25 protein-coding genes are annotated in these 22,735 nt (G+C 68.2%); 7 read left to right on the forward strand and 18 right to left on the reverse strand.

Annotation, left to right across the window (positions count from 1 at the left end; translation table 11 throughout):
• Nucleotides 1–94: 94 nt before the first annotated feature.
• The gene (gene dapA / locus ACNI3K_RS07330; RefSeq protein WP_419391228.1) at nucleotides 95–994 is read right to left on the reverse strand and encodes a 4-hydroxy-tetrahydrodipicolinate synthase; all 900 of its coding nucleotides are present in this window, start codon (nucleotides 992–994) and stop codon (nucleotides 95–97) included.
• A gap of 55 nt (nucleotides 995–1,049) precedes the next feature.
• Nucleotides 1,050–1,388: a cupin domain-containing protein gene (locus tag ACNI3K_RS07335; RefSeq protein ID WP_419391229.1), complete on the reverse strand. Its 339-nt coding sequence runs from the start codon at nucleotides 1,386–1,388 to the stop codon at nucleotides 1,050–1,052.
• 108 nt (nucleotides 1,389–1,496) lie between these two features.
• On the opposite strand from ACNI3K_RS07335, the gene ACNI3K_RS07340 reads away from it, so the two are divergent.
• The 6 genes from ACNI3K_RS07340 to ACNI3K_RS07365 all read left to right on the forward strand — a co-directional run bounded on the left by ACNI3K_RS07340 (nucleotide 1,497) and on the right by ACNI3K_RS07365 (nucleotide 5,349).
• Complete coding sequence (locus tag ACNI3K_RS07340) at nucleotides 1,497–2,300, forward strand: thymidylate synthase (RefSeq protein WP_419391230.1); 804 nt, start codon at nucleotides 1,497–1,499, stop codon at nucleotides 2,298–2,300.
• 16 nt (nucleotides 2,301–2,316) lie between these two features.
• Nucleotides 2,317–2,823 (forward strand): dihydrofolate reductase, encoded by a 507-nt coding sequence (locus ACNI3K_RS07345; protein ID WP_419391231.1) that lies wholly within the window; start codon nucleotides 2,317–2,319, stop codon nucleotides 2,821–2,823.
• 102 nt (nucleotides 2,824–2,925) lie between these two features.
• Nucleotides 2,926–3,552 carry a GNAT family N-acetyltransferase gene (locus ACNI3K_RS07350; RefSeq protein WP_419391232.1) on the forward strand — a complete coding sequence of 209 codons (627 nt, stop codon included), beginning with the start codon at nucleotides 2,926–2,928 and terminating at the stop codon, nucleotides 3,550–3,552.
• 31 nt (nucleotides 3,553–3,583) lie between these two features.
• Nucleotides 3,584–4,243 carry a GNAT family N-acetyltransferase gene (locus tag ACNI3K_RS07355; protein ID WP_419391233.1) on the forward strand — a complete coding sequence of 220 codons (660 nt, stop codon included), beginning with the start codon at nucleotides 3,584–3,586 and terminating at the stop codon, nucleotides 4,241–4,243.
• 87 nt (nucleotides 4,244–4,330) lie between these two features.
• The gene (locus ACNI3K_RS07360; RefSeq protein ID WP_419391234.1) at nucleotides 4,331–5,029 is read left to right on the forward strand and encodes an AzlC family ABC transporter permease; all 699 of its coding nucleotides are present in this window, start codon (nucleotides 4,331–4,333) and stop codon (nucleotides 5,027–5,029) included.
• Complete coding sequence (locus ACNI3K_RS07365; protein WP_419391235.1) at nucleotides 5,026–5,349, forward strand: AzlD domain-containing protein; 324 nt, start codon at nucleotides 5,026–5,028, stop codon at nucleotides 5,347–5,349. Before ACNI3K_RS07360 ends, ACNI3K_RS07365 begins: the two co-directional genes overlap by 4 nt.
• A 19-nt stretch (nucleotides 5,350–5,368) precedes the next feature.
• Here the strand turns inward: ACNI3K_RS07365 and ACNI3K_RS07370 are convergent, their stop codons facing one another.
• Entirely contained in the window at nucleotides 5,369–6,127 is a 759-nt protein-coding gene (locus tag ACNI3K_RS07370; RefSeq protein ID WP_419391236.1) for a ZIP family metal transporter, read from the reverse strand.
• A 95-nt stretch (nucleotides 6,128–6,222) separates the two neighbouring features.
• Between ACNI3K_RS07370 and ACNI3K_RS07375 the strand changes: the two genes are divergently transcribed.
• Nucleotides 6,223–6,717, forward strand: a complete 495-nt coding sequence (locus ACNI3K_RS07375; protein ID WP_419391237.1) for a GNAT family N-acetyltransferase — start codon at nucleotides 6,223–6,225, stop codon at nucleotides 6,715–6,717.
• 39 nt (nucleotides 6,718–6,756) lie between these two features.
• On the opposite strand, the gene ACNI3K_RS07380 is transcribed toward ACNI3K_RS07375, so the two are convergent.
• The 15 genes from ACNI3K_RS07380 to nusA form a co-directional block, all read right to left on the reverse strand.
• Nucleotides 6,757–7,242, reverse strand: a complete 486-nt coding sequence (locus ACNI3K_RS07380) for a hypothetical protein (protein WP_419391238.1) — start codon at nucleotides 7,240–7,242, stop codon at nucleotides 6,757–6,759.
• Nucleotides 7,243–7,986, reverse strand: a complete 744-nt coding sequence (gene dapB, locus ACNI3K_RS07385; RefSeq protein ID WP_419391239.1) for a 4-hydroxy-tetrahydrodipicolinate reductase — start codon at nucleotides 7,984–7,986, stop codon at nucleotides 7,243–7,245.
• A 170-nt stretch (nucleotides 7,987–8,156) separates the two neighbouring features.
• Nucleotides 8,157–9,476: a M16 family metallopeptidase gene (locus ACNI3K_RS07390; protein WP_419391240.1), complete on the reverse strand. Its 1,320-nt coding sequence runs from the start codon at nucleotides 9,474–9,476 to the stop codon at nucleotides 8,157–8,159.
• Nucleotides 9,477–9,711: 235 nt separating this feature from the next.
• Nucleotides 9,712–11,931, reverse strand: coding sequence for a polyribonucleotide nucleotidyltransferase (locus tag ACNI3K_RS07395; RefSeq protein ID WP_419391241.1), 2,220 nt, complete (start codon nucleotides 11,929–11,931; stop codon nucleotides 9,712–9,714).
• Nucleotides 11,932–12,249: 318 nt separating this feature from the next.
• Nucleotides 12,250–12,519, reverse strand: coding sequence for a 30S ribosomal protein S15 (rpsO, locus tag ACNI3K_RS07400; protein WP_419391242.1), 270 nt, complete (start codon nucleotides 12,517–12,519; stop codon nucleotides 12,250–12,252).
• 126 nt (nucleotides 12,520–12,645) lie between these two features.
• The gene (locus ACNI3K_RS07405; RefSeq protein WP_419391243.1) at nucleotides 12,646–13,575 is read right to left on the reverse strand and encodes an amino acid ABC transporter permease; all 930 of its coding nucleotides are present in this window, start codon (nucleotides 13,573–13,575) and stop codon (nucleotides 12,646–12,648) included.
• Nucleotides 13,572–14,222, reverse strand: coding sequence for an amino acid ABC transporter permease (locus ACNI3K_RS07410; RefSeq protein ID WP_419391244.1), 651 nt, complete (start codon nucleotides 14,220–14,222; stop codon nucleotides 13,572–13,574). Before ACNI3K_RS07410 ends, ACNI3K_RS07405 begins: the two co-directional genes overlap by 4 nt.
• Nucleotides 14,223–14,368: 146 nt before the next feature.
• Nucleotides 14,369–15,250, reverse strand: a complete 882-nt coding sequence (locus ACNI3K_RS07415; RefSeq protein ID WP_419391245.1) for a glutamate ABC transporter substrate-binding protein — start codon at nucleotides 15,248–15,250, stop codon at nucleotides 14,369–14,371.
• Between the two features lie 64 nt (nucleotides 15,251–15,314).
• Entirely contained in the window at nucleotides 15,315–16,088 is a 774-nt protein-coding gene (locus ACNI3K_RS07420) for an amino acid ABC transporter ATP-binding protein (RefSeq protein ID WP_419391246.1), read from the reverse strand.
• A gap of 39 nt (nucleotides 16,089–16,127) precedes the next feature.
• The gene (locus ACNI3K_RS07425; protein ID WP_419391247.1) at nucleotides 16,128–17,102 is read right to left on the reverse strand and encodes a bifunctional riboflavin kinase/FAD synthetase; all 975 of its coding nucleotides are present in this window, start codon (nucleotides 17,100–17,102) and stop codon (nucleotides 16,128–16,130) included.
• 5 nt (nucleotides 17,103–17,107) lie between these two features.
• Nucleotides 17,108–18,067 carry a tRNA pseudouridine(55) synthase TruB gene (gene truB, locus ACNI3K_RS07430; RefSeq protein ID WP_419391629.1) on the reverse strand — a complete coding sequence of 320 codons (960 nt, stop codon included), beginning with the start codon at nucleotides 18,065–18,067 and terminating at the stop codon, nucleotides 17,108–17,110.
• Nucleotides 18,051–18,527, reverse strand: coding sequence for a 30S ribosome-binding factor RbfA (gene rbfA / locus ACNI3K_RS07435; protein ID WP_419391248.1), 477 nt, complete (start codon nucleotides 18,525–18,527; stop codon nucleotides 18,051–18,053). Before rbfA ends, truB begins: the two co-directional genes overlap by 17 nt.
• A complete protein-coding gene (gene infB, locus ACNI3K_RS07440) occupies nucleotides 18,527–21,235 on the reverse strand; it encodes a translation initiation factor IF-2 (RefSeq protein ID WP_419391249.1) in 2,709 nt (902 codons plus the stop codon). Before infB ends, rbfA begins: the two co-directional genes overlap by 1 nt.
• A gap of 137 nt (nucleotides 21,236–21,372) precedes the next feature.
• Nucleotides 21,373–21,654 carry a YlxR family protein gene (locus ACNI3K_RS07445; RefSeq protein WP_419391250.1) on the reverse strand — a complete coding sequence of 94 codons (282 nt, stop codon included), beginning with the start codon at nucleotides 21,652–21,654 and terminating at the stop codon, nucleotides 21,373–21,375.
• A 12-nt stretch (nucleotides 21,655–21,666) separates the two neighbouring features.
• On the reverse strand, nucleotides 21,667–22,695 hold the full coding sequence (gene nusA, locus ACNI3K_RS07450; RefSeq protein WP_419391251.1) for a transcription termination factor NusA: 1,029 nt from the start codon (nucleotides 22,693–22,695) through the stop codon (nucleotides 21,667–21,669).
• Between the last annotated feature and the right edge of the window lie 40 nt (nucleotides 22,696–22,735).

Genomic DNA, 22,735 nt, shown 5'->3' on the forward strand with positions numbered 1-22,735 from the left:
CACCTCCCCCAGTCCTCCGAGGGGCACCACACGCAGGGTGCCGTCCTGAAGCGGCTTCGGCAAGGTCAGTTCGGGGTGAAAATTCACGGGTCTCCTAGTGGGTCAGTGGCACGCCGACGGCGCGCAGTCGCGTGACGAACTCGCCGTACTCGGCGTCGTCGAAAGCGACATGGGGAAGGCGCATGTGGCGTGAGCTCGTCACGCCGAGCGCCTGCATCGCAGCCTTCGCGGTGACGGCGCCAAGGCCGCCTCCCATGAGAAGCTCGATGATGGGCAGTTGAGCGGCGAGCTCCGCGTCGGCAGTCGCGGCGTCGCCCACCTCATGGGCAGCGACCATCCGCGCGATCGATTCGCCGATGACGTGGCTCGCCACGGACACGACGCCGACGGCGCCTGCCCGGAGGAAGTCGAGAGTGAGGGGGTCGTCGCCGGAATACCAGGCGAGGCCCGTGCGCTCGATGCGTTCGCGGGCCTGGGTGACGTCCCCGGTGGCGTCCTTGACCGCCACGACGTTGTCGCGGCGGGCGATGGCGTCGAGAGCGTCGTCGCCGATCGGCATCGCGGTGCGACCCGGGATGTCATAGAGCATGATCGGCAGGCCAGTCGCTGAGGCGATGGCCTCGAAGTGAGCGAGCACGCCCAGCTGACTGGGCTTGGAGTAGTAGGGAGTGAGCGCAAGCACGCCGTCGGCGCCGCACTCCTCGGCCTGCTCGGCCATCATCACAGCGTGCGCGGTGTCGTTGGATCCTGCACCGGCGACGATGAACGCGCGCTCACCAACAGCCTCGACGAGCGCCTTCGTGAGCTCGAGCTTCTCGGGCGCGTGCGTGGTGGGAGCCTCGCCCGTCGTCCCCGACACCACCAGACCGTCGGATCCGTGGTCGAGAAGGTAGTTCGCCACGTCGATCGCGCCTGCGATGTCCAGGGTACCGTCTTGGTTCATGGGAGTGACCATGGCGGTCAGCACGGTCCCCATCGGGCGCGGTTGGGTCATGCGCCTAACCTACCGCGACCGGGCGCTCCGACAGTCTGAAGCAGGCCGTGCGGGCCTAGCGCTCGCCGCGGGTGGCGACGGTGAGGAGGACGGCGCAGTCGGTGATCGCCGTGAGGCCATGGCGTTCCAACGGGATCACCAGGTAGTCGCCCGCCCTCATCGTCAGCTCGGTGTTCCCCACCGTGAAGACGACCTCGCCGCGCAAAATCTGAAGCGTCGCCTCGCCCGGGCTGTCGTGCTCGTTCAGGCGGTTCCCGGCGGCGATGGCGATCAGCGTCTGGCGCAGGTCGTGCTCATGATCACCCATCAGCGTGATCGCGTGACGTCCTGCTGGTTGCTCGTGCGCGAGACTCAGGTGCTCGTCGACGAGACTTTCGAGATTGACGGTATCCACTGTGACTCCTTGGCTGAGGACTCCTCACTCAAGCACAACTCGGCCTCCGCGTCGCGCGCATGCCGGCCGGCCTCCCGCCCGTGGGCGGAAGCGGCGTAGGGTGATGCCGTGGCTGCGATACCGACCCCATATGAGGACCTGCTGCGCGACGTGCTCACCACGGGTACCCGCAAGGCCGACCGGACAGGCACCGGCACATTGTCGGTCTTCGGGCGCCAGCTGCGGTACGACCTCAGCAAGGGCTTCCCGCTCGTGACGACCAAGCGCGTGCACATGCGCTCCGTGGTCGGAGAGCTGCTCTGGTTCCTGCGAGGCGACACCAACGTGCGCTGGCTGCAGGAGCGTGGCATCTCCATCTGGGACGAGTGGGCGGATGAGAACGGCGAGTTGGGACCGGTGTACGGGTATCAGTGGCGCTCGTGGCCCGCCCCGGACGGCTCCCACGTGGACCAGATCGCGGCCGTCGTCGAGTCCATTCGCACGAACCCCGACTCGCGCCGCCACATCGTGAGTGCGTGGAATCCGGCCCTCATTGAGGACATGGCGCTGCCGCCGTGTCACGCCCTGTTCCAGTTCTACGTCGAAGACGGAAGGCTGAGTTGTCAGCTGTACCAGCGCAGCGCGGACCTCTTTCTCGGCGTGCCGTTCAACATCGCCTCGTACGCCCTGCTCACGCACATGATCGCGGCGCAGACGGACCTCGACGTGGGTGACTTCGTGTGGACCGGCGGCGACTGCCATATCTACTCCAACCACCTCGAGCAGGTGCGCACGCAGCTCTCGCGCGAACCGTATCCCTACCCCACGCTGCAGCTGTCCGCCAAGGCCTCGCTGACGGACTACGACATCGACGACATCGGCCTCGAGAACTACCAGCACCACCCGGGCATCAAGGCCCCGGTGGCCGTCTGAGGCGGGGTCTCGCACGATGCTGAAGGCCATCTGGGCGCAGGCGCGCGACCCGCACGGCCGGCCGGTGATCGGCTCACATGGCGACATGCCTTGGCACCTGCCGGAGGATCTGCGTCGGTTCAAGGACCTCACGTCCGGTGCGGCCGTGGTGATGGGCCGCCGTACCTGGGAGTCGTTTCCCGACAAGGCACGGCCTCTGCCTGGCCGTACCAACGTGGTCATCACCTCAGCCCCCAGCGTCGAGGGCGCCGATGCGGTGGCGGGCTCACTGGCCGCGGCGCTGGATGCCGCGTCAAGGTTGGCGCCCAGGACCGACACGTGGGTGATCGGCGGCGGACGGGTGTACGCGGAAGCCATGCCGATCATCGACCAGCTCGAGATCACGGAGATCGACCTTGAGGTCGCGGGCGACACGTTCGCGCCGGTTGTCGATGCCGCAGCGTGGACGGTCATCGCCGAAGGGCCCTGGCAGGAATCCCGCACCGAACTCCGCTACCGGTTCCTCACCTACGCACGCCGCTGACGCCGCGCCCCGGCAGTCACTCAGTGCCGAAGGCGCGGCCAGGTTCGGCACTGGAGGACTGCGAGCGCGCTCGGGGCTGGGGTGCGGTGGCAGGATGACTGCATGGCCTTTTCCGTGCCGCACCGGATCGAGACCGAGCGGCTGGTGCTGCGCCGGTACGTCGAGTCTGACGCGCAGCAGCTCGCGACGGTGATCACCCGCAACCTCGGCCACCTGCGCACCTACATGGAGTGGGCTGAGTTCGAGCCGCAGACCGTCCAGCAGCGGGAGCAACTGATTGCAGAGTTCGCGCGACAGTTCGACGAAGGCGAGGCGTTCACGCTGGGCATGTTCACCCGCGACGGCACGCTCGTGGGAGGCACGGGGTATCACGTGCGCACCGATCCCGACCGCCTGGCGCTCGGCTACTGGATCGACAGTGAGCACGAGGGCCGCGGCCTCGTGACGGAGGCTTGCGCTGCGCTCACCCGCGTGGCACTCGAGGTCGCTGGCGCGGAGATCGTCGACATATCGTGCGCGCCGAGCAACGTCCGCAGTGCCGCCGTGCCTGCGCGCCTGATGTTCGAGCGCCAAGAACGTCCCGGACAGCAGTGCTACGACAGCGGGGTCAAGCACGACTCGATCACGTGGTTCGCGACTCGGGCCACGCTCGCGACCGAGCCGCTGGCCTCGACTCCGCGCCCACGGGCCTTCGACAGCGACGGCGAGGTGGTGCCATGGCCGACCTAGACGCCTCCCCCGCTACGGGATCGTTGACGCCATGACGTCGCAGGAGCGATCCCCTCTGCGACGTGCACCCGCGCGCATCGAGACCCCGCGCCTGACCCTGCGCTCGTTCCGCGAGGACGACGCCCGCGCGCTCACGGCTCTCGTGACCGCCAGCATCGATCACCTCACTCCTTGGCAGCCGTGGGCCACGGACGAGCCCGTGTCCGTCGTTCAGCGGCGCAGCGCATTGTCGGCTCTTGCCGCTCAGTTCGACGCCGGGGAGGCCGCACACTACGCGGTGGTGCGGCGCGACGACGGCCGGCTGCTCGGCAGCGTCGCGCTCGTGCCCGGCAAGTCCGACGACCGCATCGAGATCGGCTACTGGGTCGGCTCGTCGCACGTACGCCGCGGCTACGCGAGCGAGGCCGCCGGTGCGCTCACCCAGGCCGCGCTGGGACCGATGGGCCTGACCCGCGTCGAGCTGTGGGCGGACGCGGACAACGACGCCTCCAACGCGGTGGCCCGCCGCATGGGCTTCACCTTCGTGGGCTCAGAGCCCTCGTATCGGCACCAGGCACACGCGCCGCTGATGCACGTGTGGGTCGCCGAGCAAGACCTGCTCGACGAGGAGGTGCTGCTCCCCACACAGCTATGGATGTTCGACGCGGACGGCGCCGAGCTGCCAACTCCTGGGCTACCCGGCCCCGAGTAGTGCCCTCGCCGGCACGGCGTCGCATGGCGCACCAGCGGTGCCACGCGCGTGAGCGGTGGCCCCGTGCGGCTCTGACAGGATTGCCGCATGCCCCGCGCCACCAGGTTTCGCCTGGATCCCGCCCGCCAGCAGGCGATCTCGGTCTCGCTCGCCACGGGCGCCTACGCGATCAGCTTCGGAGCGCTGTCGGTGGCCGCCGGGCTCGACATCTGGCAGACGATGGCGCTCAGCCTGCTGGTGTTTTCCGGTGGCTCCCAGTTCGCGTTCGTCGGCGTCATCGGCGCGGGAGGTACGGCAGCAGCAGCGGTCGCCACCAGCACCTTCCTGGGGCTACGCAACGGCTTCTACGGGGTCGGCCTCGCGCCGGTGCTGCGGCCGATCAAGGGGTGGCGGCGTGTGGCGGCGTCCCAGGTCACGATCGACGAGTCGACGGCCGTCGCCCTCGCGCAGCCCGCGGACGATGTGGGAGCCCGCCGCGCCGGGTTCTGGTGGACCGGCATCGGCGTCTTCATCGCATGGAACCTCATCACCATCGTGGGGGCGGCGCTTGGCGCCCGCATCGGCGATCCCGCCCAATGGGGCCTCGACGCCGCCGCGGCCGCCGCCTTTCTGGGCCTGCTGTGGCCGCGCCTGGCGACGCGCTTCGCTCAAGGCGTCGCCGCCGCATCGGCCGTCCTTGCGCTGGCGCTCACGCCCCTCCTGCCCTCGGGACTGCCGATCCTCGCCGCCGCGCTGATCGCGGTGATCGCAGGATGGCGCGCCCCGCGCTCGGAGGTGCCCGAGTGACCCCGTACGTGCTGATGTGGATCGCGATCGTCGCGGCCGGAGCCCTCGCCTGGGCGACCAAGTACGCGGGCCACGTGGTGCCCGAGGCCTGGCTCGAGAACCCGCGAGTGCACCGGATCGCCGCGTTCGTGACGGTGGCGCTCCTCGCCGCGCTGTTCGGCGTCCAGGCGTTCACCACCGGTTCCACGCTCGTGCTGGACGCCCGGGTGGCGGCCGTCGTCGTCGCGGCAGTGCTGCTGTGGCGGCGCGCGCCGTTCATCGTCGTGGTGTTCGCGGCCGCTGCGGTCGCCGCGGCGCTGCGGCTCGCCGGCTGGGCCTAGCCCTGGACCCTGCGAGCGCCTACAGCAGCTCGAAGGCGGCGAACGCTGTCAGGAAGCCCGACGACGTGATCAGCCCCGTCGCCCAGTGGTCGGTCGCCACCGCCTCCGGGATCATCGAGTTGACGACCATGCCCAGGAGGGCCCCGGCAGCCAGTGCAAGGGTGACGCCACGGACATCGCCCGACGCCCCCGACATGAGCTCGGCACCGACCACGGCAGCGATCACGGCGGCGAGGACGATGCCCGCCCACATCACGAACACTGCTCGCGCCGTCCGTCCCGTGTTCTTGAGAGGCACCGTGCCGGAGAGCCCTCCCGTCACGTTGCTCAGGCCGATCACCACCACCGCCGCCGTCGGGAACGCCCCGGCCCCGGCCGTGATCCCGATGATGAGCGCTTGAGGGACATTGTCGAGCACCGCCCCGACAGCGTGGGCTACTCCGCCTTCAGACGAGCCGCCTCGCTTTGCCGTGGGATTGCGAGATTCGGGTTCATGCTCAGGCTTGTTCTTCTTAACGGCCCGCAGCAGGGCCGCGTCTGCGGCCACATAGAGGACGGTACCGGCCGCGAACCCCCCGACGACCGGCCAGATCCCTCCCACATCGTTGGAGTGGCGCACCAACTCGTAGGCCAACGTAGCGAGAAGCGCCCCCGCTCCCCATGCCACCACGGACGCGACGACGCGCGTGCTCAGCCGCCACCTCCAGGCGATCGCCGCCCCGAGGAGCAGCGGACTCACGCCGAGGAGCGCGGCCAGCACTTCGGTCGCTATTGCCATGCCTCCACGGTAGGGGCAGATCTCCGCTCCTGCTGGCTCTCCCGTCGGTGCAGACCGGGCCCGCGACCTGACGCGAGCCGCGTAGCCTTGAGACCATGCCCACTGCCGACGTCTCCGCCCGCCCCGCCGTTCCAGGTGACGAGGAGGCCATCGCCGCGATCCAGCTCGCCGCGTGGCGCGACCGGATCGGTGCCGAGGCGGTCGATGCGCTGCCCCGGGACGAGGTGCTCGCAGGATGGGGCGCGGCGATCGAGTCGCCGCCGTCGCGAGAGCACCGCGTGTTCGTCGCCACCGACGGCCCCCATGTGGTCGGGTTCGCGGCGCTCGCCCAGGGTGGCGAGGTGATCGCGCTGGAGGTCGCGCCTGAGCACCGTCGCCACGGCCACGGCTCGCGGCTGCTGGCCGCGTGTGTCGACACGCTGCGCATCAAGGGCGGCACGAGCGTACGGGCCTGGGCCATGGAGGGCGACGATGCGCGCGAGGCCTTCCTCACCGGCGCTGGCCTGGGCGAGGGCGGAGTACGGCGCGGCATGGAAGGTCCCACTGGCGAGATGGCCGAGCGAATGTTCCGCGCGGACCTGGAGCAGTAGCGCCCGGCGGTCAGGCCCCTGGCCGTCACCTGCCGGTCGTCACAGGCCGTTCGCGCGCCGCTGATCCCTGCGTTCGGCACGGTACAGGTCCGCGGCGTAGCGCAGCGCCTTGCGGGCTGCAGCGCGATCCCGGTTCGCCTCGTAGGCATGGCCAACGTGGAACCACGCCGACCAATCCTCCGGCCGCTCCTCGACATCGCGCCGTGCAGTCTCGTACACCGCCTCCGCTGCCTCCTCGGTGAGCCGGCCGTTGGCGCTGCGCTCACCCGCGTGCACCGGAAGCCGGCCCTCGCGATCGAGCTGGTTGGCCATGCGCTGCACCGTAATTCCGAGCCGCCACTCCTGATAGAGCCACCACGCGCCCACGAGCGGGAGCACCAGCAGGGCAGCGCCGAGCCCGCGCGCCGCAAGCTCGTCGGCGCGGATGAAGGCGAAGGCGAAGTCCGCGACGAACGCGAAGTACAGCGCGACGATGACCGTGATGGCCACGGCCGCGAGGAACCCAGGGTTCCGGAAGAGGCCCATCTACAGTCCCATGTACCGGTCGAGTCCCACCGTGAGCCCGGGGTGCGCAGTGACCTCGCGAATCCCCAGCAGGACGCCAGGCATGAAGGAACTGCGGTCAAAGCTGTCGGTGCGGATCGTGAAGGCCTCTCCGGCATTGCCGAACAGCACCTCCTCGTGGGCAACCATGCCGCGCAGGCGGACGGCGTGCACGTGGACGCCGTCGATGTCGGCGCCGCGCGCGCCCTGCGGGTCATGGGTCGTGGCATCGGGGCTGGGCGCGATCCCGGCTTCCGCGCGCGCCGCAGCGATGCCCCGTGCGGTGTGGATCGCGGTGCCCGAGGGCGCGTCCACCTTGTCGGGGTGGTGAAGTTCGACGACCTCGGCGGATTCGAAGTACGGAGCCGCGACGGCGGCGAAGCGCATCGCCAGCACCGCGCCGATGGCGAAGTTCGGGGCGATGAGGACACCGAGGTCGGGGCGCTCCTTGAGGTGCTCCTCGACCCGCGCTAGCGCGTCGCTGGTCCAGCCGGTGGTGCCCACCACAGCATGCACACCGGCGTCGATGAGGGCATGCACGTTGGCCTCGGCGGCGTCCGGCACGGTGAAGTCGACGGCAATCTCCGCCTTCGCGTGAGCGACCTCAGCGATGTCGTCGTCGGTGTCGAGGGCCGCGACGAGCTCCAAGCCCTCGGCGGCCTCCACCGCCCGCACCACGTGAGAACCCATGCGCCCCGAGGCACCCAGCACTGCGACGTTGATCATGGCTCTACTCTAAGGCCGCCCCCGCCCCCAACTTCCAATGGCCGGTGTGACGGGAGTGAACCGTGAGGCGCCGACTTGCGAGTTCCGGATCTCATGCGACGCACGGGTCACATCGACCATTGGGAATCCCGGTGGCGGTGAGGTGGAGAGCGGCCAATGCGGGCGCTGGCTCAGGCGGCTGGGCCCACGCGCACCCGGCTGCGCGGGCGCGCAGCGAGGTCGGTGGCAAGGCCCATCACCTGGTCGGCAGTGACCGCGCGGACCTCGTCGAGAGCCTCGCCGATGCTCCACAGTTCGCCGAACACCAGCTCCGACTTGCCGAGCCGCGACATGCGCGAGTACGAGTCCTCGAGCCGCAGCACCGTGGTCCCCGCGATCTGACCCTTGGCCTTCACCAGCTCCTCCGCCGTGACGCCCTCCGTCATGCGCTCGAGCTCGGCGCCCAGCAGGCGTTCGACCTCGTCCGCCGCCTTGGGGTTGCACGCGGCATACATACCCCAGATCCCCGTCTCCGCGTTGGGAGCTCCGAACGAGTAGACGGCGTACGTGAGGCCGCGCTTCTCGCGAATCTCCTGGAACAGACGAGAGGACATGCCACCGCCGAGGATCGCGTTGAACACGCTGAGGGTGCTCCGCCGCTCGTCCGTGGCGCGGTACCCCCGTGAGCCGAGGAGCACGTGGGACTGCTCGAGATCGCGGGTCACGGTGACCTCGGGCACGAGCCCAGCGTCGAGCGGCGCCAGCGCGTCCCGCCTGCCGGCTGGGACCACGTCGCCCGTGACGTCCCAGCCGCCCTGGACGAGCGCATCGGTCACCAGGGCGCACACGGTCTCGTGATGGACGTTGCCCGCGGCGGTGACGATGAGCCCCTCGGGCACGTAATGCTGGCGATAGTGCTCCCACACTGCATCTCGCGTCACGGACCTGATGAGGTCCGGCGTGCCACCGATGGGCCGGCCGAGCGGGTGACCGGACAGCACGGCCTCGGTGAAGCGCTCGTGCGCGACGTCGCCCGGGTCGTCCTCGGCCATCGCGAGCTCTTCGAGGATGACGCCACGCTCCATCTCGAAGTCAGCCTCGTCGAGCCGTGCGGACGTGACCATGTCGAGGATCAGATCGATCGCGAGCGGCAGGTCCGTGTCGATGGTGCGGGCGTAGTAGCAGGTGTACTCCTTGCCCGTCATGGCGTTCGACTCGCCGCCCACTCGGTCGAAGGCCTCGGCGATGTCGAGTGCGCTGCGCCTGGCCGTGCCCTTGAACAGCAGGTGCTCGAGGAAGTGGGTGGATCCAGCGTGCTCGGGAGTCTCATCGCGAGATCCGACGCCGATCCAGGCGCCCATAGTCGCCGATCGCATGCCGGGGATGTGCTCGGTCAGGACGCGCACACCACCGGGTAGCACGCTGCGCTGGATGACGGCTCCGGCGTCCTGCTCGACGGTGAGGTGGGCTCCGAGGGATGAGGTGGGGACAAGAGGAAGTGCGTGAGGCATGGGAGCGAGCCTAACGCGCAGCCTGGGCGAACGCGCTCACCGGCTCTCCCCCGCATCGGCCGCCCTGCCTAAGCATCCGCAGCGGCCGATGCGTGGGGAAGGTCGCTCTCGCCCGTCGCCACTCATCCGGCGCAGTTGGCTACGCGGCGAGCAGGGACGGACCTGGCGCAAACGCCACGAAGGCGGCCCCGGCATCAGCCGGGACCGCCCTCGTGAGGTTCAGTGAGGTAGCGACTTAGTTGTCGTCGCCGCCCTCGTCGTTGGAGTCACCCTCGGAGCCGTCTTCGACGACGCCCAGCGACAGCTTGCCGCGCGGGTCGACCTCGGCGATCTGGACCTGAATCTTCTGGCCGATGGACAGCACGTCCTCGACGTTCTCGACACGGTTGCCACCCACAAGCTTGCGGATCTGCGAGATGTGCAGCAGTCCGTCCTTGCCCGGGGAGAGCGAGATGAACGCGCCGAACGCGACCGTCTTGACGACGGTGCCGACGAACCGCTCGCCGACCTCGGGCACGTGCGGGTTCGCGATCGCGTTGATCGCAGACCGCGCGGCCTCGGCCGACGGGCCGTCGACGGCGCCGATGAACACGGTGCCGTCGTCTTCGATGCTGATGTCCGCACCGGTGTCGTCCTGGATCTGGTTGATCATCTTGCCCTTCGGGCCGATGACCTCGCCGATCTTGTCAACGGGCACGCGCACCGTGATGATGCGGGGTGCGTACTCGCTCATCTCATCGGGCTCGGAGATCGCGGAGTTCATCACGCCGAGGATGTGCAGACGCGCATCCTTGGCCTGGCTCAGCGCGCCCACCAGCACCGACGTGGGAATACCGTCGAGCTTGGTGTCGAGCTGAATCGCCGTGATGAACTCGGACGTGCCGGCGACCTTGAAGTCCATGTCGCCAAAGGCGTCCTCGGCACCGAGGATGTCGGTGAGCGCCGCGTAGCGGGTCTCGCCGTCGACCGTGTCGGACACGAGGCCCATTGCGATGCCCGCGACCGGAGCCTTCAGCGGCACACCGGCGTTGAGCATGGCGAGCGTCGAGGCGCACACCGAACCCATCGAGGTGGAACCGTTGGAACCCAGGGCCTCGGAGACCTGACGGATCGCGTAGGGGAACTCCTCGCGGCTCGGGAGCACCGGCACGAGGGCACGCTCGGCGAGCGCACCGTGGCCGATCTCGCGACGCTTGGGTGAACCCACACGACCGGTCTCGCCCGTCGAGAACGGCGGGAAGTTGTAGTGGTGCATGTAGCGCTTCTTCGTCTCCGGGTTAAAGGAGTCGATCTGCTGCTCGAGCTTGAGCATGTTCAGCGTGGTGATACCCATGATCTGGGTCTCGCCGCGCTCGAAGATCGCCGAGCCGTGCACACGCGGGATGGGGCCGACCTCGGCGGACAGCGGACGGATGTCCGCGAGTCCACGACCGTCGATGCGAACGCCGTCCTTAAGGATGCGCTGGCGAATGGTCTGCTTGGTCACCGCGCGAATGGCAGCGGAGACCTCCTTCTCGCGGCCCTCGAACTGACCGGCGAAGTGATCAAGGGTGTTGGCCTTGATCTCGTCGAGGCGGTTCTCGCGGTCGTGCTTGTCAGCAATCTGCAGAGCAGACGTGAGGTCGCCGGAGACGTGCGGCTCGACTGCCGAGTAGACGTCGTCCTGGTAGTCGAGGAACCGCGGGAACTCCTGCGTCTCCTTGGCTGCCTTGCCGGCGAGCTCCATCTGAGCCTCGCACAGCAGCTTGAGGAACGGCTTGGCGGCCTCAAGGCCCTGCGCCACGACCTCTTCGGTGGGAGCCTGAGCGCCCTCGGAGATGAGGTTGAAGGAATCGGGGGTGGCCTCGGCCTCGACCATCATGATCGCGACGTCGTCACCGACGATGCGACCGGCAACGACCATGTCGAACACCGCGCGCTCCTTCTCGGAGTGCCGCGGGAACGCGATCCACTGGCCGTCGACGAGCGCGATGCGCACGCCGCCGATGGGGCCTGAGAACGGCAGGCCTGACAGCTGGGTGGCCATCGACGCCGCGTTGATCGCGAGCGTGTCGTAGCTGTCGTCGGGGTTGATCGCCAGGACGTCGATGACGACCTGAACCTCGTTGCGCAGACCCGACACGAAGGTGGGGCGCAGCGGCCGGTCGATCAGACGGCACGTGAGGATCGCGTCGGTCGAGGGACGGCCCTCGCGACGGAAGAACGAGCCGGGAATCTTGCCGGCTGCATACGAGCGCTCCTCGACGTCCACCGTCAGGGGGAAGAAGTCGAAGCCTTCGCGGGGGTGCTTGCCGGCCGTCGTGGCCGCCAGCAGCATCGTGTCGCCATCGAGGTAGGCGGCGGTGGAACCCGCAGCCTGCTTGGCCAGACGGCCAGTCTCGAAGCGGACGGTGCGGGTGCCGAACGAACCATTATCAATGGTCGCCTCGGCGAATTGGATCTCGGGACCTTCCATAGGGAAGTCGCTCCATTCTGTGGGAGCAGGCCAGGCGAACTCAAAGGGGCAACGATTGCCTCACTGATCGTCAGTCGACATGCTCAGACTCATTGCCGCGTAAGGCATACGCGGGGATTCTGCTCATCTCCACCGAGGATCAGCGTTCAGCCGGCCTGCCAGGTGTATGAAATTGGGCACCGCCACTGCTGGCGGGCCACGTCCATGCTATCAGCCGATGCGCCTGTCGCAGTGAGGTGCGGCGCCAGGGCAAGAGAAAGGCCCGGCCGCTCGACTCTCGGAAGAGAGGAGCAGCCGGGCCGAGCGCACCGGGCGCGCCTAGCGGCGCAGGCCCAGGCGCTCAATCAACGAGCGATAGCGCTCGATGTCGATGCGGGTGAGGTAGTTCAGCAGGTTGCGGCGCTGACCGACCATGAGGAGCAGACCACGACGCGAGTGGTGGTCGTGCTTGTGCTCCTTCAGGTGCTCATTGATGTCATTGATGCGCTGCGTCAGCAGTGCAACCTGGACCTCGGGGGAGCCGGTGTCGCCCTCGGTCGTGGCGTACTCGGTCATGATCTTCTTCTTGACAGCAGTATCGAGAGGCATCGACTAGCTCCTTGTAGACTCGTTGCGCGGCGCACCCGGGCTGGTTCTCCGGGGCACTGGGATCCGCGGCCGTTTCACGGCGACGTCCCAGCATACCGGAATCGCGCGATGCGCGCGACGTGCCACCTAGGGCCCCGGTGTGCCGCCAGTCCCGTACCCGGTGTTCGCTGTCCAGCGCGCAGTCTCGGCCCCACCCTCGTGCATGGGTGGGTTGCCGCTCGTGGTCCTCGCCATCTCGCCGGAACTCCGCATGCGCCCCTCCAGCCAGATCGCGAGCCGCGAGACCATCACGTTGATGACGATGTAGATCATGGCCCCCACGAGGAAGACCGGAATCATGTACCGGTCGCCAAAGTAGTCGCGCATCTGTCGGATCTGCCGCAGCAGTTCGGGGTAGGCGATGATGTAGCCGAGCGACGAGTCCTTGAGCAGCACCACGAGCTGGCTCACCAGCGCGGGAAGCATGATGCGCACGGCCTGCGGCATCTCGATGAGCACCGTGGTGCGCATGGTGGACAGGCCGATCGACAGGCCTGCCTCGCGCTGTCCGGCCGGCAGCGCCGCGAGACCGGCCCTCAGTATCTCGGCGACGACGGCCATGTTGTAGACGACGAGCCCGAACACCACCGAGGCGAGGCCCGACCAGCCGAAGCCCAGGCGCGCGAGCACCATCATCAGCAGCACGGGGAGTCCTCGGAAGATCTCGGTCACGATGGTGGCCGATGCGCTTCCCAGCCGGTTGCGCAGCCCACGCCGCAGCACGCTGAGTGCGCCGCCCAAGGCGAGCGCGAGCGGGGCCGAGATAGCGGTGGCGATCATGGTCGCCCCGAGCCCGCGCACGATCAACGCGTGCCACACATCTGCGGGCTCCTGGTTGCGTGGTGGATCCCACAGCACTTCCCACCGATCGTCGAAGATTCCGCGCTGATAGAACTCGTATACGAGGTAGCCCAGCAGGGCCACGAAGAACGCCGTGAAGACGATGTTGTAGACCACATCCCGGCGCTTGGCCTTGGGCCCAGGGATGTCGTAGAGGACGGAAGATGCGGCACTCATCGCGCGAACGCCACCCTTCGCTCGACCTGCTGAGCGGCGATCCCCAGCGGGATGGTGATCAGCAGATACATCAGGCCCACGCCCACGATGATCTCGATGACGTCGGCCGGATGGCGGTTCGCGAGGCGGAACGAGATGGCGACCAGCTCGGTGAAGGCGAAGCCCGCCGCCACGGAGGTGTTCTTGGTGAGAGCGATGAGCACCGAGATCAGCGGCGGGATGGCGGAGCGCCACGCCTGCGGCAGCACGACCCGCGTGAGCGTCTGCGAGAAGGTCATGCCCACCGAGCGCGCCGCCTCAGCCTGGCCGATTCCCACGGAGTTGACGCCAGACCGCAGTGCCTCGCACACGAAGGAGCTGGTGTACAAGCTGAGCGCGACGACGGAGGGCCAGAAGCCGAGTGGCAGCACGAATCCGAAGGACGGCGCGACGAACACCCAGAAGAAGAACATCAGGGTCAGCGGGGTATTGCGCACGAGCTCGACGTAGAGGGTGCCAAAGGTACGTAACGGCCCGATCGGCGACACCCGACACGCGGCGAGCACGGTCCCCCACACGAGCGCGAGCACTCCTGAGACCGCCGTCAGCGACAGCGTGGCGAGGAAGGCCCCCCAGATGAGGCCGAACTCCTCGATGAAGGTGATCACCGACGCTCCTTCACTCAGTGACGGACGTGGGGGGGCCGGANCCCCCAGATGAGGCCGAACTCCTCGATGAAGGTGATCACCGACGCTCCTTCACTCAGTGACGGACGTGGCCCCTCCGAGTTCGGAGGGGCCACGCCTCGTGTCGTCTACTCGGTCTCGTACCGGTCGACGGTGGGCACCTCAGGCTCGGGCAGGACCGTGCCAGCGGTCTCGTTCCAGGCCTCGAGCCAGCGGCCGTCCTCGAAGATCTCCTCTAGAACGTCATTGATCCAGTTGCGGAACTCGTCGTCCTCGCGAGCGACGCCGATGCCGTACGGCTCGTCGGTGAACTGCTCTCCCACGATCTTGAACGGCACGTCCGTGTCCTCGGACTCGGCAACGTAGCCCGCGAGAATCACGTTGTCGGTGGTCACGACGTCGACCTGACCGTTGCGCAGCGGCTCCAGGCAGTCCGTGTACGCCGCGAACAGCGACAACTCGGCGTCGGGGTAGTTCTCCGCGATGTTCGCGGCGGGCGTCGACCCTTCGACGGAGCACACGCTCATGCCGGCCAGGTCTTCCGGTCCCTCGATCTCGTCGTTGTCCGCAAGGGTCATCAGGGACTGGCCCGCGATGTAATACGGGCCGGCGAAGCTGATGACCTCTTTGCGCTCGTCGTTGATGGTGTACGTCGCGACCACCATGTCGACGGTGCCATCCACGATGAAGGGCTCGCGGTTGGCCGAGACGGTCTCGACCCACTCGATGCCGCCTTCGTCGATGCCGAGCTCCCCCGCGATGATCTTCGCGATCTCGACGTCGAAGCCCTCGGGTGCCCCGCTCGGTGCCTGAAGTCCGAACAGCGGCTGGTCGAACTTGGTGCCGATGGTGATCTCCCCCGCCTCCGCGAGCTCCGCCATCGTGGAGCCCTCAGGGAACTCCCCTGCCTCTACCTCTTCGACCTCGGCCGCGCCGTCGTCGGATCCGCACGCCGCGAGGGCGAGCACCGCGGCCGCGCCCAGCGCGGTCCACTTGGTTGGTGTGAGCATGTTCTCTTCCTCTCTCCCTCCCCGAGGGTTGCCCGGGGCCTCTGACACGCGCTGGCCTTCTGGATCAGTGCGTGAGAATCTTCGACAGGAAGTCCTGGGCGCGGCTGGTCTGCGGGTTCGTGAAGAACTCCTCCGGAGTCGCCTCTTCCATGATCTTTCCGTCAGCCATGAACACGACCCGGTTCGCGGCCTTGCGCGCGAAGCCCATCTCGTGAGTCACGACGATCATCGTCATGCCGTCCTTCGCGAGGTCGGTCATGACGTCCAGGACCTCGTTGATCATCTCGGGGTCGAGGGCGGAGGTGGGCTCGTCGAACAGCATCACCTTGGGCTGCATCGCGAGCGAACGTGCGATTGCGACGCGCTGCTGCTGACCGCCGGAGAGCTGCGCGGGCAGCTTGTCTGCCTGGTTCGCTACGCCCACGCGCTCGAGAAGCGCCATCGCCTCTTCACGTGCCTTGGCCTTGGGGGTGCCGCGCACCTTCATAGGCCCCAGAGTCACGTTCTCGAGAATGGTCTTGTGGGCGAAGAGATTGAACGACTGGAAGACCATGCCGACGTCGGCGCGCAGTTTCGCGAGCGGCTTGCCCTCGTCCGGCAGCTTCACGCCGTCCACGGAGATGGTGCCGCTGTCGATGGTCTCGAGCCGGTTGATCGCCCGGCAGAGCGTGGACTTCCCCGCACCCGAGGGGCCGATCACCACCACAACCTCGCCGCGGCGCACCGTCATGTTGATGTCTGCCAGCACGTGGAGCTCGCCGAAGTACTTGTTGACGCCATCGAGCACGACCAGTGGCTCGCCCCGCTCGACCTGCACCGATCCCGGGACTTTGTCCATCTTCAGACAATAGCCGCTGGAATCGCCAATTTGTCCGGCTTAATCGACTTGTAACACTTCGCGGCACCACTGGACATCAGCGGCTAGCGCATCCTTGAGCCCGTCGAGGGAGCCGAAGTCGAGCATGGGACGCCGCCACTCGACCAGATCGAAACTGACGAGGGCTCCATAGAGGTCAAGTCCCGTCCGGTCGAAGGCGAACCCCTCGATGCGTAGACCCCGAGCGCCGACGGTGTAGTTGATGCCGATGCTGATCGCTGTCGCGAGCGGTTCGCCGGTCAGCGTGGCGGCCCGCTCGTTGTCGCGCGGATCGAGCACGGTCATCCAGCCCGCATAGACGCCGTGCCGAGGGACCATGCCGCCCGTCACATCGAGGTTCGCCGTCGGGAAGCCGATCTCGCGGCCCAGCTTGTCTCCGTCGACCACCACTCCGCGCAGCCGATGCGGCCGGCCTAGAACATCGGCCGCCTCGCGCATGCGCCCGTCGTCCAGGAGCTCCCGCACCCAGGTCGACGACCATCGCCGCCCGCTCTCTGACACCGCGCACGCGTCGTCCACGACGTCGGTCTCGAAACCCATGCTGGCGCCGATGGCGCGCATCGTAGCGACGTCACCGGCGTTTCCACGCCCGAACTTGGTGTCCGCGCCCACCACCACGGTGGCCGCGCCGAGTCCATCGACGAGCCAGCGTCGCACGAACTCCTGCGGCGTCTGGCTCGCGAACTCGAGCGTGTACGGCACCACCAGGACGCCGTCGAGCCCCGTCTGCGCAAGTCGGTCGAGCTTGTCGTCGAGCCCAGTGATGAGCACGGGCGGGTGCTCGGGGTCGTGGACAGCCTTCGGGTGGGGCTCGAAAGTGACCGCGACGGCGCGGTGGTCCCTCGCGCGGGCGTCCGCCACCATCTGCTCCAGAACCGCCTGGTGACCGCGATGCACCCCGTCGAAGTTGCCCAGCGTCACGGCGGTGGGCCCCAGGTCGGAAGGGACCTCGTCGAGTGAGCGCCAGATCTGCATGGCGCTCATTGTGCCGCAGCCGCGGACGGCGCCGCTCCAGAAGGGCGGAACACGACCGCAGGGCGCAGGGAGGCCCCGCGGCGCTCGAGCACCGCCACCAGGTCTCCGTCGGGGGCGAGGCCCGCGATGGGGCCCTCCCCCGCGTGAGCCTCTTCAAGCGCCGATGCGGGGATCGACTGGCCATACCCGAGCGCCCGCGCATCGGGCTCGGTGAGGCGAAGCGTGGGCAGGAAGGCCGATGCGGCGGTGCCCATGTCCACGCGCGGCAGCTCGGCGCCCGAGTCGATCAGCGCCGCCAGCTCGTCAAGCGTGCGGGCATTGGCGAGCGTGAGCCCGCCCACCCGCGTGCGCCGCAGAGCGGTGAGGTGGCCGCCCACTCCGAGTGCGCTGCCGAGGTCGCGCGCGAGCGCACGAACGTAGGTGCCCGAGGAGACCTCGACGCGCACGTCGAGGTCGACATGCTCGCCCTCACGCCGGGTGTCGAGCACGTCGAAGGAGCTCACCGTGACCGGCCGCGCGGGGATCTCCACAGATTCTCCGTCGCGGGCGCGCTTGTAGGCGCGCTGTCCGTCGATCTTGATCGCGCTCACGCTGCTGGGCACCTGGGAGATGTCGCCGGTCAAGCCAGCCACCGCATCGGCGATTGCCGCATCGGTGACCGACGAGGCGTCGCGAGTCGCCGTGACGTCGCCCTCGGCGTCATCGGTCACCGTGGACTGCCCGAGCCTGATGGTCGCCTCGTACGCCTTGTCGTGGCCGACGATGTACGTCAGCAAGCGCGTGGCGCGGCCGATGCCGATCACGAGCACGCCCGTGGCCATCGGATCGAGCGTGCCGGCGTGGCCGACCTTGCGCGTACCCGCGAGCCGGCGCATGCGGCCCACGACGTCGTGCGACGTCCATCCCGCGGGCTTGTCGACGACCACGAGCCCCGGGACGGGCTCGGGCCTAGGAGCCTTCGCCATCCGGATCACGGCCGTCGGTTTCACGGCCGTCGGCATCACGGTCCTCGGGACGTCGGTAGGGGTCCTCGTCGCCGGCGTACTGCGCGTTCTCGCGCAACTTCGCCAGCTCCGCGTCGCGCTGCTGCGCCTCGTACAGCGCCTTGTTGAGCGTCGCAGCAGTCTCGGGCACCGCGTCGAGATGGAACTCGAGCGACGGCGTGAGTCTGATGCCGAGCTCCTTGCCCATCAGGGAGCGCAGGCGCCCCTTGGCAGAGGCGAGGGCGGCGGCCGTAGCCGCACGCTCCTCGTCCCCGCCGTACACGGTGTAGAACACGGACGCCTGCTGCAGGTCGCCGGTGACACGAACGTCGGTCACCGTAACGAACCCTAGGCGCGGGTCCTTGATCTCCTTCTCCAGCGCACGGGCCACCAATTTCTTGATGGTGCCCGCGAGCCGGAGTGCGCGTGCACTGTCTGCCATTACGTCCTCGGAATCTCAAACATCTCGAAGGTCTCGATCATGTCCCCGACACGGATGTCGTTGAACTTGCCCAGACCGATACCGCACTCGAATCCGTCCTTGACCTCGGTGACGTCGTCCTTGAAGCGACGCAGGGTGTCGATGGACGGCTCGCCGACCACCACGCCCTCGCGCACCACCCTGACCTTGGCGTTGCGACGGATGACTCCGTTGCGCACCAAGCAACCGGCGATGTTGCCGAACTTGGAGCTGCGGAAGATCTCCATGATCTCCGCACCACCAGTCTGGCGCTCCTCGTACTCGGGCTTGAGCATGCCGGTGAGCGACGCCTCGACGTCCTCGAGCACGCGGTAGATGACCGAGTAGAAGCGCATGTCCACGCCCTCGCGATCGGCGAGGTCCTGGACGCGCTCGGCGGGACGGACGTTGAACCCCAGGATGATCGCGTTGTCCACGGTCGCCAGGTTCACGTCGTTCTGCGTCACAGCGCCCACACCGCGGTGGATGATCCGCAGGTCGACCTGGTCGCCCACATCGATCTGCAGCAGCGCGTCCTCGAGTGCCTCGACGGCACCCGACACGTCTCCCTTGATGATGAGGTTGAGGGTGTCGACCTTGCCCTCCTCGATGGCCTTCGTGAAGTCCTCGAGGCTGATGCGCTTGCGACGCTTGGCCAACTGTGCGGCACGCTCGGCGGTCTCACGCTTCTCCGCGATCTGACGTGCCGTGCGGTCGTCGTCGGCCACCAGGAAGGTGTCGCCGGCGCCCGGAACGGAGGTCAGACCGATGACCAGCACCGGACGCGCGGGGAGCGCCTCCTGAACCGAGTTGTCGTGCTCGTCGAACATGGCACGCACGCGGCCATAGGCAGTGCCCGCAACAATCGAGTCGCCCACACGCAGCGTTCCGGAGTTGACCAGCACGGTCGCGACGGGACCGCGACCCTTGTCCAGGTGAGCCTCGACTGCCACACCGCGAGCGTCCTTGTCAGGATTCGCACGCAGGTCCAAGCCGGCATCTGCGGTCAGCAGTACGGCCTCGAGCAGAGCATCGATGTTCTTGTTCTGGAGAGCGGAGACCTCGACGAACATCGTGTCGCCGCCCCACTCCTCAGCCACGAGGTTGTACTCGGTGAGCTGCTGGCGGATCTTCTCTGGGTTCGCACCCTCGGAGTCGATCTTGTTGATCGCCACGACGATCGGCACGTTGGCCGCCTGCGCGTGGTTCAACGCCTCGATGGTCTGAGGCATCACGCCGTCGTCAGCCGCGACCACGAGGATCGCGATGTCGGTGACCTTGGCACCACGGGCACGCATGGCGGTGAACGCCTCGTGACCCGGGGTGTCGATGAACGTGATGGCACGAGTGATGCCTTCATGCTCGTGGTGGACCTGGTACGCACCGATGTGCTGGGTGATGCCGCCGGCCTCTCCCGAGATCACGTCCGCCTTGCGGATCGAGTCCAGGAGCCTGGTCTTACCGTGGTCGACGTGGCCCATGACGGTGACGACCGGGGGCCGCACCTCAAGGACATCGTCGCCCTCAGCCTCGAGCTCGGCCTCGATGTCGAGGCCGAAGTCCTCGAGCAGCTCGCGGTCCTCCTCCTCGGGCGAGACGATCTGGATCTTATAACCCAGCTCCTCTCCCAAGGTCTCGAACGTGGCCTCATCCAGGGACTGAGTGGCCGTGGCCATCTCGCCCAGGTGGAACAGGACAGTCACGAGCGAAGCGGGATTGACGTCGATCTTCTCGGCGAAGTCGCTGATGGTCGAGCCGCGACGCAGGCGAATCGGCGTGTTGCCGTCGCCCCGAGGGATCTGGACGCCGCCGATGGACGGCGCCTGCTGCTGCTCGTACTCGGCCCGCTTGGCCCGCTTCGACTTCCGCGAGCGTGCGGGGCGACCACCCTGGCGACCGAAGGCACCAGCGGTACCGCCGCCACGACCGCGACCACCGGCTGCGGGACGACCACCGGGGCCACCGCCTCCGGGACGACCGCCGGGACCGCCGCCGGGTGCACCGCGGCCACCGGGGCCGCCAGCGCCACCGGGACCGGGACGTCCGGGTGTGCGGTTGGGCATCTGCCCGGGCGAAGGACGCGGTCCGCGCCCACCGGGGCCGCCAGCACCAGCGGGACCACCCGGACCAGCAGGTCCTGCGGGTGCGCCGGGCGTGGGTGCTCCGGGACGCCCGCCGGGGCGGGCTCCAGGACGCTGCGTCTGGAACGGGTTGTTGCCGCCCGGGCGCGGACGGGGGCGGGGCCCCGGGGTGCGCTCGGAGAACGGGTTGTTGCCGCCGGGACGCGGGCGCGGCTTCGGCATGTCCGAAGGCGTCGGTGCGGCGGGCTTGCCCTCAGCGTCGGACGCCTGGTCCGCGGACGGTGCAGGCGCAGAGTCCTGCTGAGGAGCAGGGGTCGGCTCGGGCGCAGAGGCAGGAGCCTCGGCAGCCGGTGCCTCGGGTGCAGGCGGCTTGGGAGCCGCAGGCTTGGGCCCCGGCTTGGCCGCAGGCTTGGGCGCGTCCGTCGCGGGGGCGGCATCGGACTTCTCGGGAGCCGCGGGGAAGGCCTCACGGGCCTTGCGCACCACGGGTGCCTCGAGAGTCGACGACGGACCCTTGACGTATTCGCCGAGCTCGTTGAGCTTGGTGATCAGTTGCTTGCTCGGTACTCCGAGCTCTTTCGCGATCTCGTGAACGCGGGGCTTTGCCACAATTCTCCTGTCTCGGTTCGACCGAGGCAGGGTCGAACCATCGTTACCGGTAGGCACTCATTGCGAGGCACTCATCAGACGACCATGGGCTTTCGTCCCGTTCTGTCGATGGCTTGAATGGCGGGCGGTTCAGCTGCTCACGCGTCCGGAAGGACAACGCCCGATGCGTCTGCTGAGGGAGAGCGCAAAGCTCTCCCGAACTGACGTCGTCGGAAGGCGAGTGCAACGCAGTCGGGATCGGGATGCAGCCACGCTCCCCGACCCTGCTTGCTCCCGTGCTCGTCGACGACCACACGGCCGTCCTCGAGCGCGAGTCGCACCAGAACCGACCGAGAGGCCTTGCGTCGGCATCCGATGCACGTCCGCACGGGGACGTGCGGGAGCGCGCCGGAGTCCACAACAGGCTTTCTCGGCTCCATTAGTCTAGCGCGTTACCGCTCCGGCGCTGAACGGGGTGCCTCGGCGCGCCCCGGGGAGTCGGTGTCCTCGTCCGAGCGGATGTCGATGCGCCACCCTGTCAGACGTGCGGCGAGGCGGGCGTTCTGCCCTTCCTTGCCGATGGCGAGCGAGAGATGGAAGTCCGGCACGATGACGCGCGCGGCACGTGCCTCCTCGTCGACCACCGTGACCGACACGACCCGCGAGGGCGACAGCGCGTTACCCACGAAGGTCGCCGGATCCTCGTCCCAGTCCACAATGTCGATCTTCTCTCCGCGCAGCTCACTCATCACGGCGCGCACACGCGAGCCCATCGGACCGATGCAGGCGCCCTTGGCATTGACGCCGGACTCGAGAGCGCGCACCGCCATCTTGGTGCGGTGACCGGATTCGCGGGCAAGGCTCATGATCTCAACGGTGCCTTCGGCGATCTCGGGCACCTCCATCTCGAACAGCTGGCGCACGAGACCGGGGTGCGTGCGCGACAGCGTGATCGATGGGCCCTTCATGCCTCGTCCGACGCCAAGCACGTAGCCGCGCAGGCGCTGACCGTGCTCGTAGCGCTCAGTCGGAACCTGCTCGTGCGGCGGCAGGATCGCCTCGACGTCGCCGATGTCGACGTGCACGTTGCGCGGGTCGGCACTCTGCTGGATCACACCCGAGACCAGCTGCCCTTCCTTGCTCGCGTACTCGCCGAGCACCGCGTCGTCGCCAGCCTGGCGCATGCGCTGCACGATCACCTGGCGGGCCGTCGAGGTCGCGATGCGGCCAAAGTTGTCGGGAGTGTGATCGAACTCCGGCTGCGCTTCCACCGCGACGTCACCGTCGGGGTCCGGGTCCTCGCGAGCGTAGATCGACACCTTGCCGGTGTCGCGGTCCACGTGCGCCCTCGCGTGCCGGTAAGCGCCGGGCGTCTTGTGATACGCCGACACGAGTGCCTGCTCGATCGCGTCGACCAGAATGTCGAGGCGGATGTCGCGCTCTTTCTCAAGGCCCCTGAGGGCCTGCATGTCGATGTCCATGCCGCCTCCTTGCTGCTGTGATGTCAATGTACGGTGTCGT

The sequence above is a fragment of the Demequina ureilytica genome (assembly GCF_048553575.1).
GTDB lineage: Bacteria > Actinomycetota > Actinomycetes > Actinomycetales > Demequinaceae > Demequina.

What these genes read in the sequence shown, in the direction of transcription:
- dapA (WP_419391228.1), bottom strand. Translation starts at nt 994, where the DNA reads ATGACCCAACCGCGCCCGATGGGGACCGTGCTGACCGCCATGGTCACT.
- ACNI3K_RS07345 (WP_419391231.1), top strand. Translation starts at nt 2,317, where the DNA reads ATGCTGAAGGCCATCTGGGCGCAGGCGCGCGACCCGCACGGCCGGCCG.
- ACNI3K_RS07350 (WP_419391232.1), top strand. Translation starts at nt 2,926, where the DNA reads ATGGCCTTTTCCGTGCCGCACCGGATCGAGACCGAGCGGCTGGTGCTG.
- ACNI3K_RS07355 (WP_419391233.1), top strand. Translation starts at nt 3,584, where the DNA reads ATGACGTCGCAGGAGCGATCCCCTCTGCGACGTGCACCCGCGCGCATC.
- ACNI3K_RS07360 (WP_419391234.1), top strand. Translation starts at nt 4,331, where the DNA reads ATGCCCCGCGCCACCAGGTTTCGCCTGGATCCCGCCCGCCAGCAGGCG.
- ACNI3K_RS07370 (WP_419391236.1), bottom strand. Translation starts at nt 6,127, where the DNA reads ATGGCAATAGCGACCGAAGTGCTGGCCGCGCTCCTCGGCGTGAGTCCG.
- ACNI3K_RS07375 (WP_419391237.1), top strand. Translation starts at nt 6,223, where the DNA reads ATGCCCACTGCCGACGTCTCCGCCCGCCCCGCCGTTCCAGGTGACGAG.
- ACNI3K_RS07380 (WP_419391238.1), bottom strand. Translation starts at nt 7,242, where the DNA reads ATGGGCCTCTTCCGGAACCCTGGGTTCCTCGCGGCCGTGGCCATCACG.
- dapB (WP_419391239.1), bottom strand. Translation starts at nt 7,986, where the DNA reads ATGATCAACGTCGCAGTGCTGGGTGCCTCGGGGCGCATGGGTTCTCAC.
- ACNI3K_RS07390 (WP_419391240.1), bottom strand. Translation starts at nt 9,476, where the DNA reads ATGCCTCACGCACTTCCTCTTGTCCCCACCTCATCCCTCGGAGCCCAC.
- ACNI3K_RS07395 (WP_419391241.1), bottom strand. Translation starts at nt 11,931, where the DNA reads ATGGAAGGTCCCGAGATCCAATTCGCCGAGGCGACCATTGATAATGGT.
- rpsO (WP_419391242.1), bottom strand. Translation starts at nt 12,519, where the DNA reads ATGCCTCTCGATACTGCTGTCAAGAAGAAGATCATGACCGAGTACGCC.
- ACNI3K_RS07405 (WP_419391243.1), bottom strand. Translation starts at nt 13,575, where the DNA reads ATGAGTGCCGCATCTTCCGTCCTCTACGACATCCCTGGGCCCAAGGCC.
- ACNI3K_RS07415 (WP_419391245.1), bottom strand. Translation starts at nt 15,250, where the DNA reads ATGCTCACACCAACCAAGTGGACCGCGCTGGGCGCGGCCGCGGTGCTC.
- ACNI3K_RS07420 (WP_419391246.1), bottom strand. Translation starts at nt 16,088, where the DNA reads ATGGACAAAGTCCCGGGATCGGTGCAGGTCGAGCGGGGCGAGCCACTG.
- ACNI3K_RS07425 (WP_419391247.1), bottom strand. Translation starts at nt 17,102, where the DNA reads ATGCAGATCTGGCGCTCACTCGACGAGGTCCCTTCCGACCTGGGGCCC.
- truB (WP_419391629.1), bottom strand. Translation starts at nt 18,067, where the DNA reads ATGGCGAAGGCTCCTAGGCCCGAGCCCGTCCCGGGGCTCGTGGTCGTC.
- rbfA (WP_419391248.1), bottom strand. Translation starts at nt 18,527, where the DNA reads ATGGCAGACAGTGCACGCGCACTCCGGCTCGCGGGCACCATCAAGAAA.
- ACNI3K_RS07445 (WP_419391250.1), bottom strand. Translation starts at nt 21,654, where the DNA reads ATGGAGCCGAGAAAGCCTGTTGTGGACTCCGGCGCGCTCCCGCACGTC.
- nusA (WP_419391251.1), bottom strand. Translation starts at nt 22,695, where the DNA reads ATGGACATCGACATGCAGGCCCTCAGGGGCCTTGAGAAAGAGCGCGAC.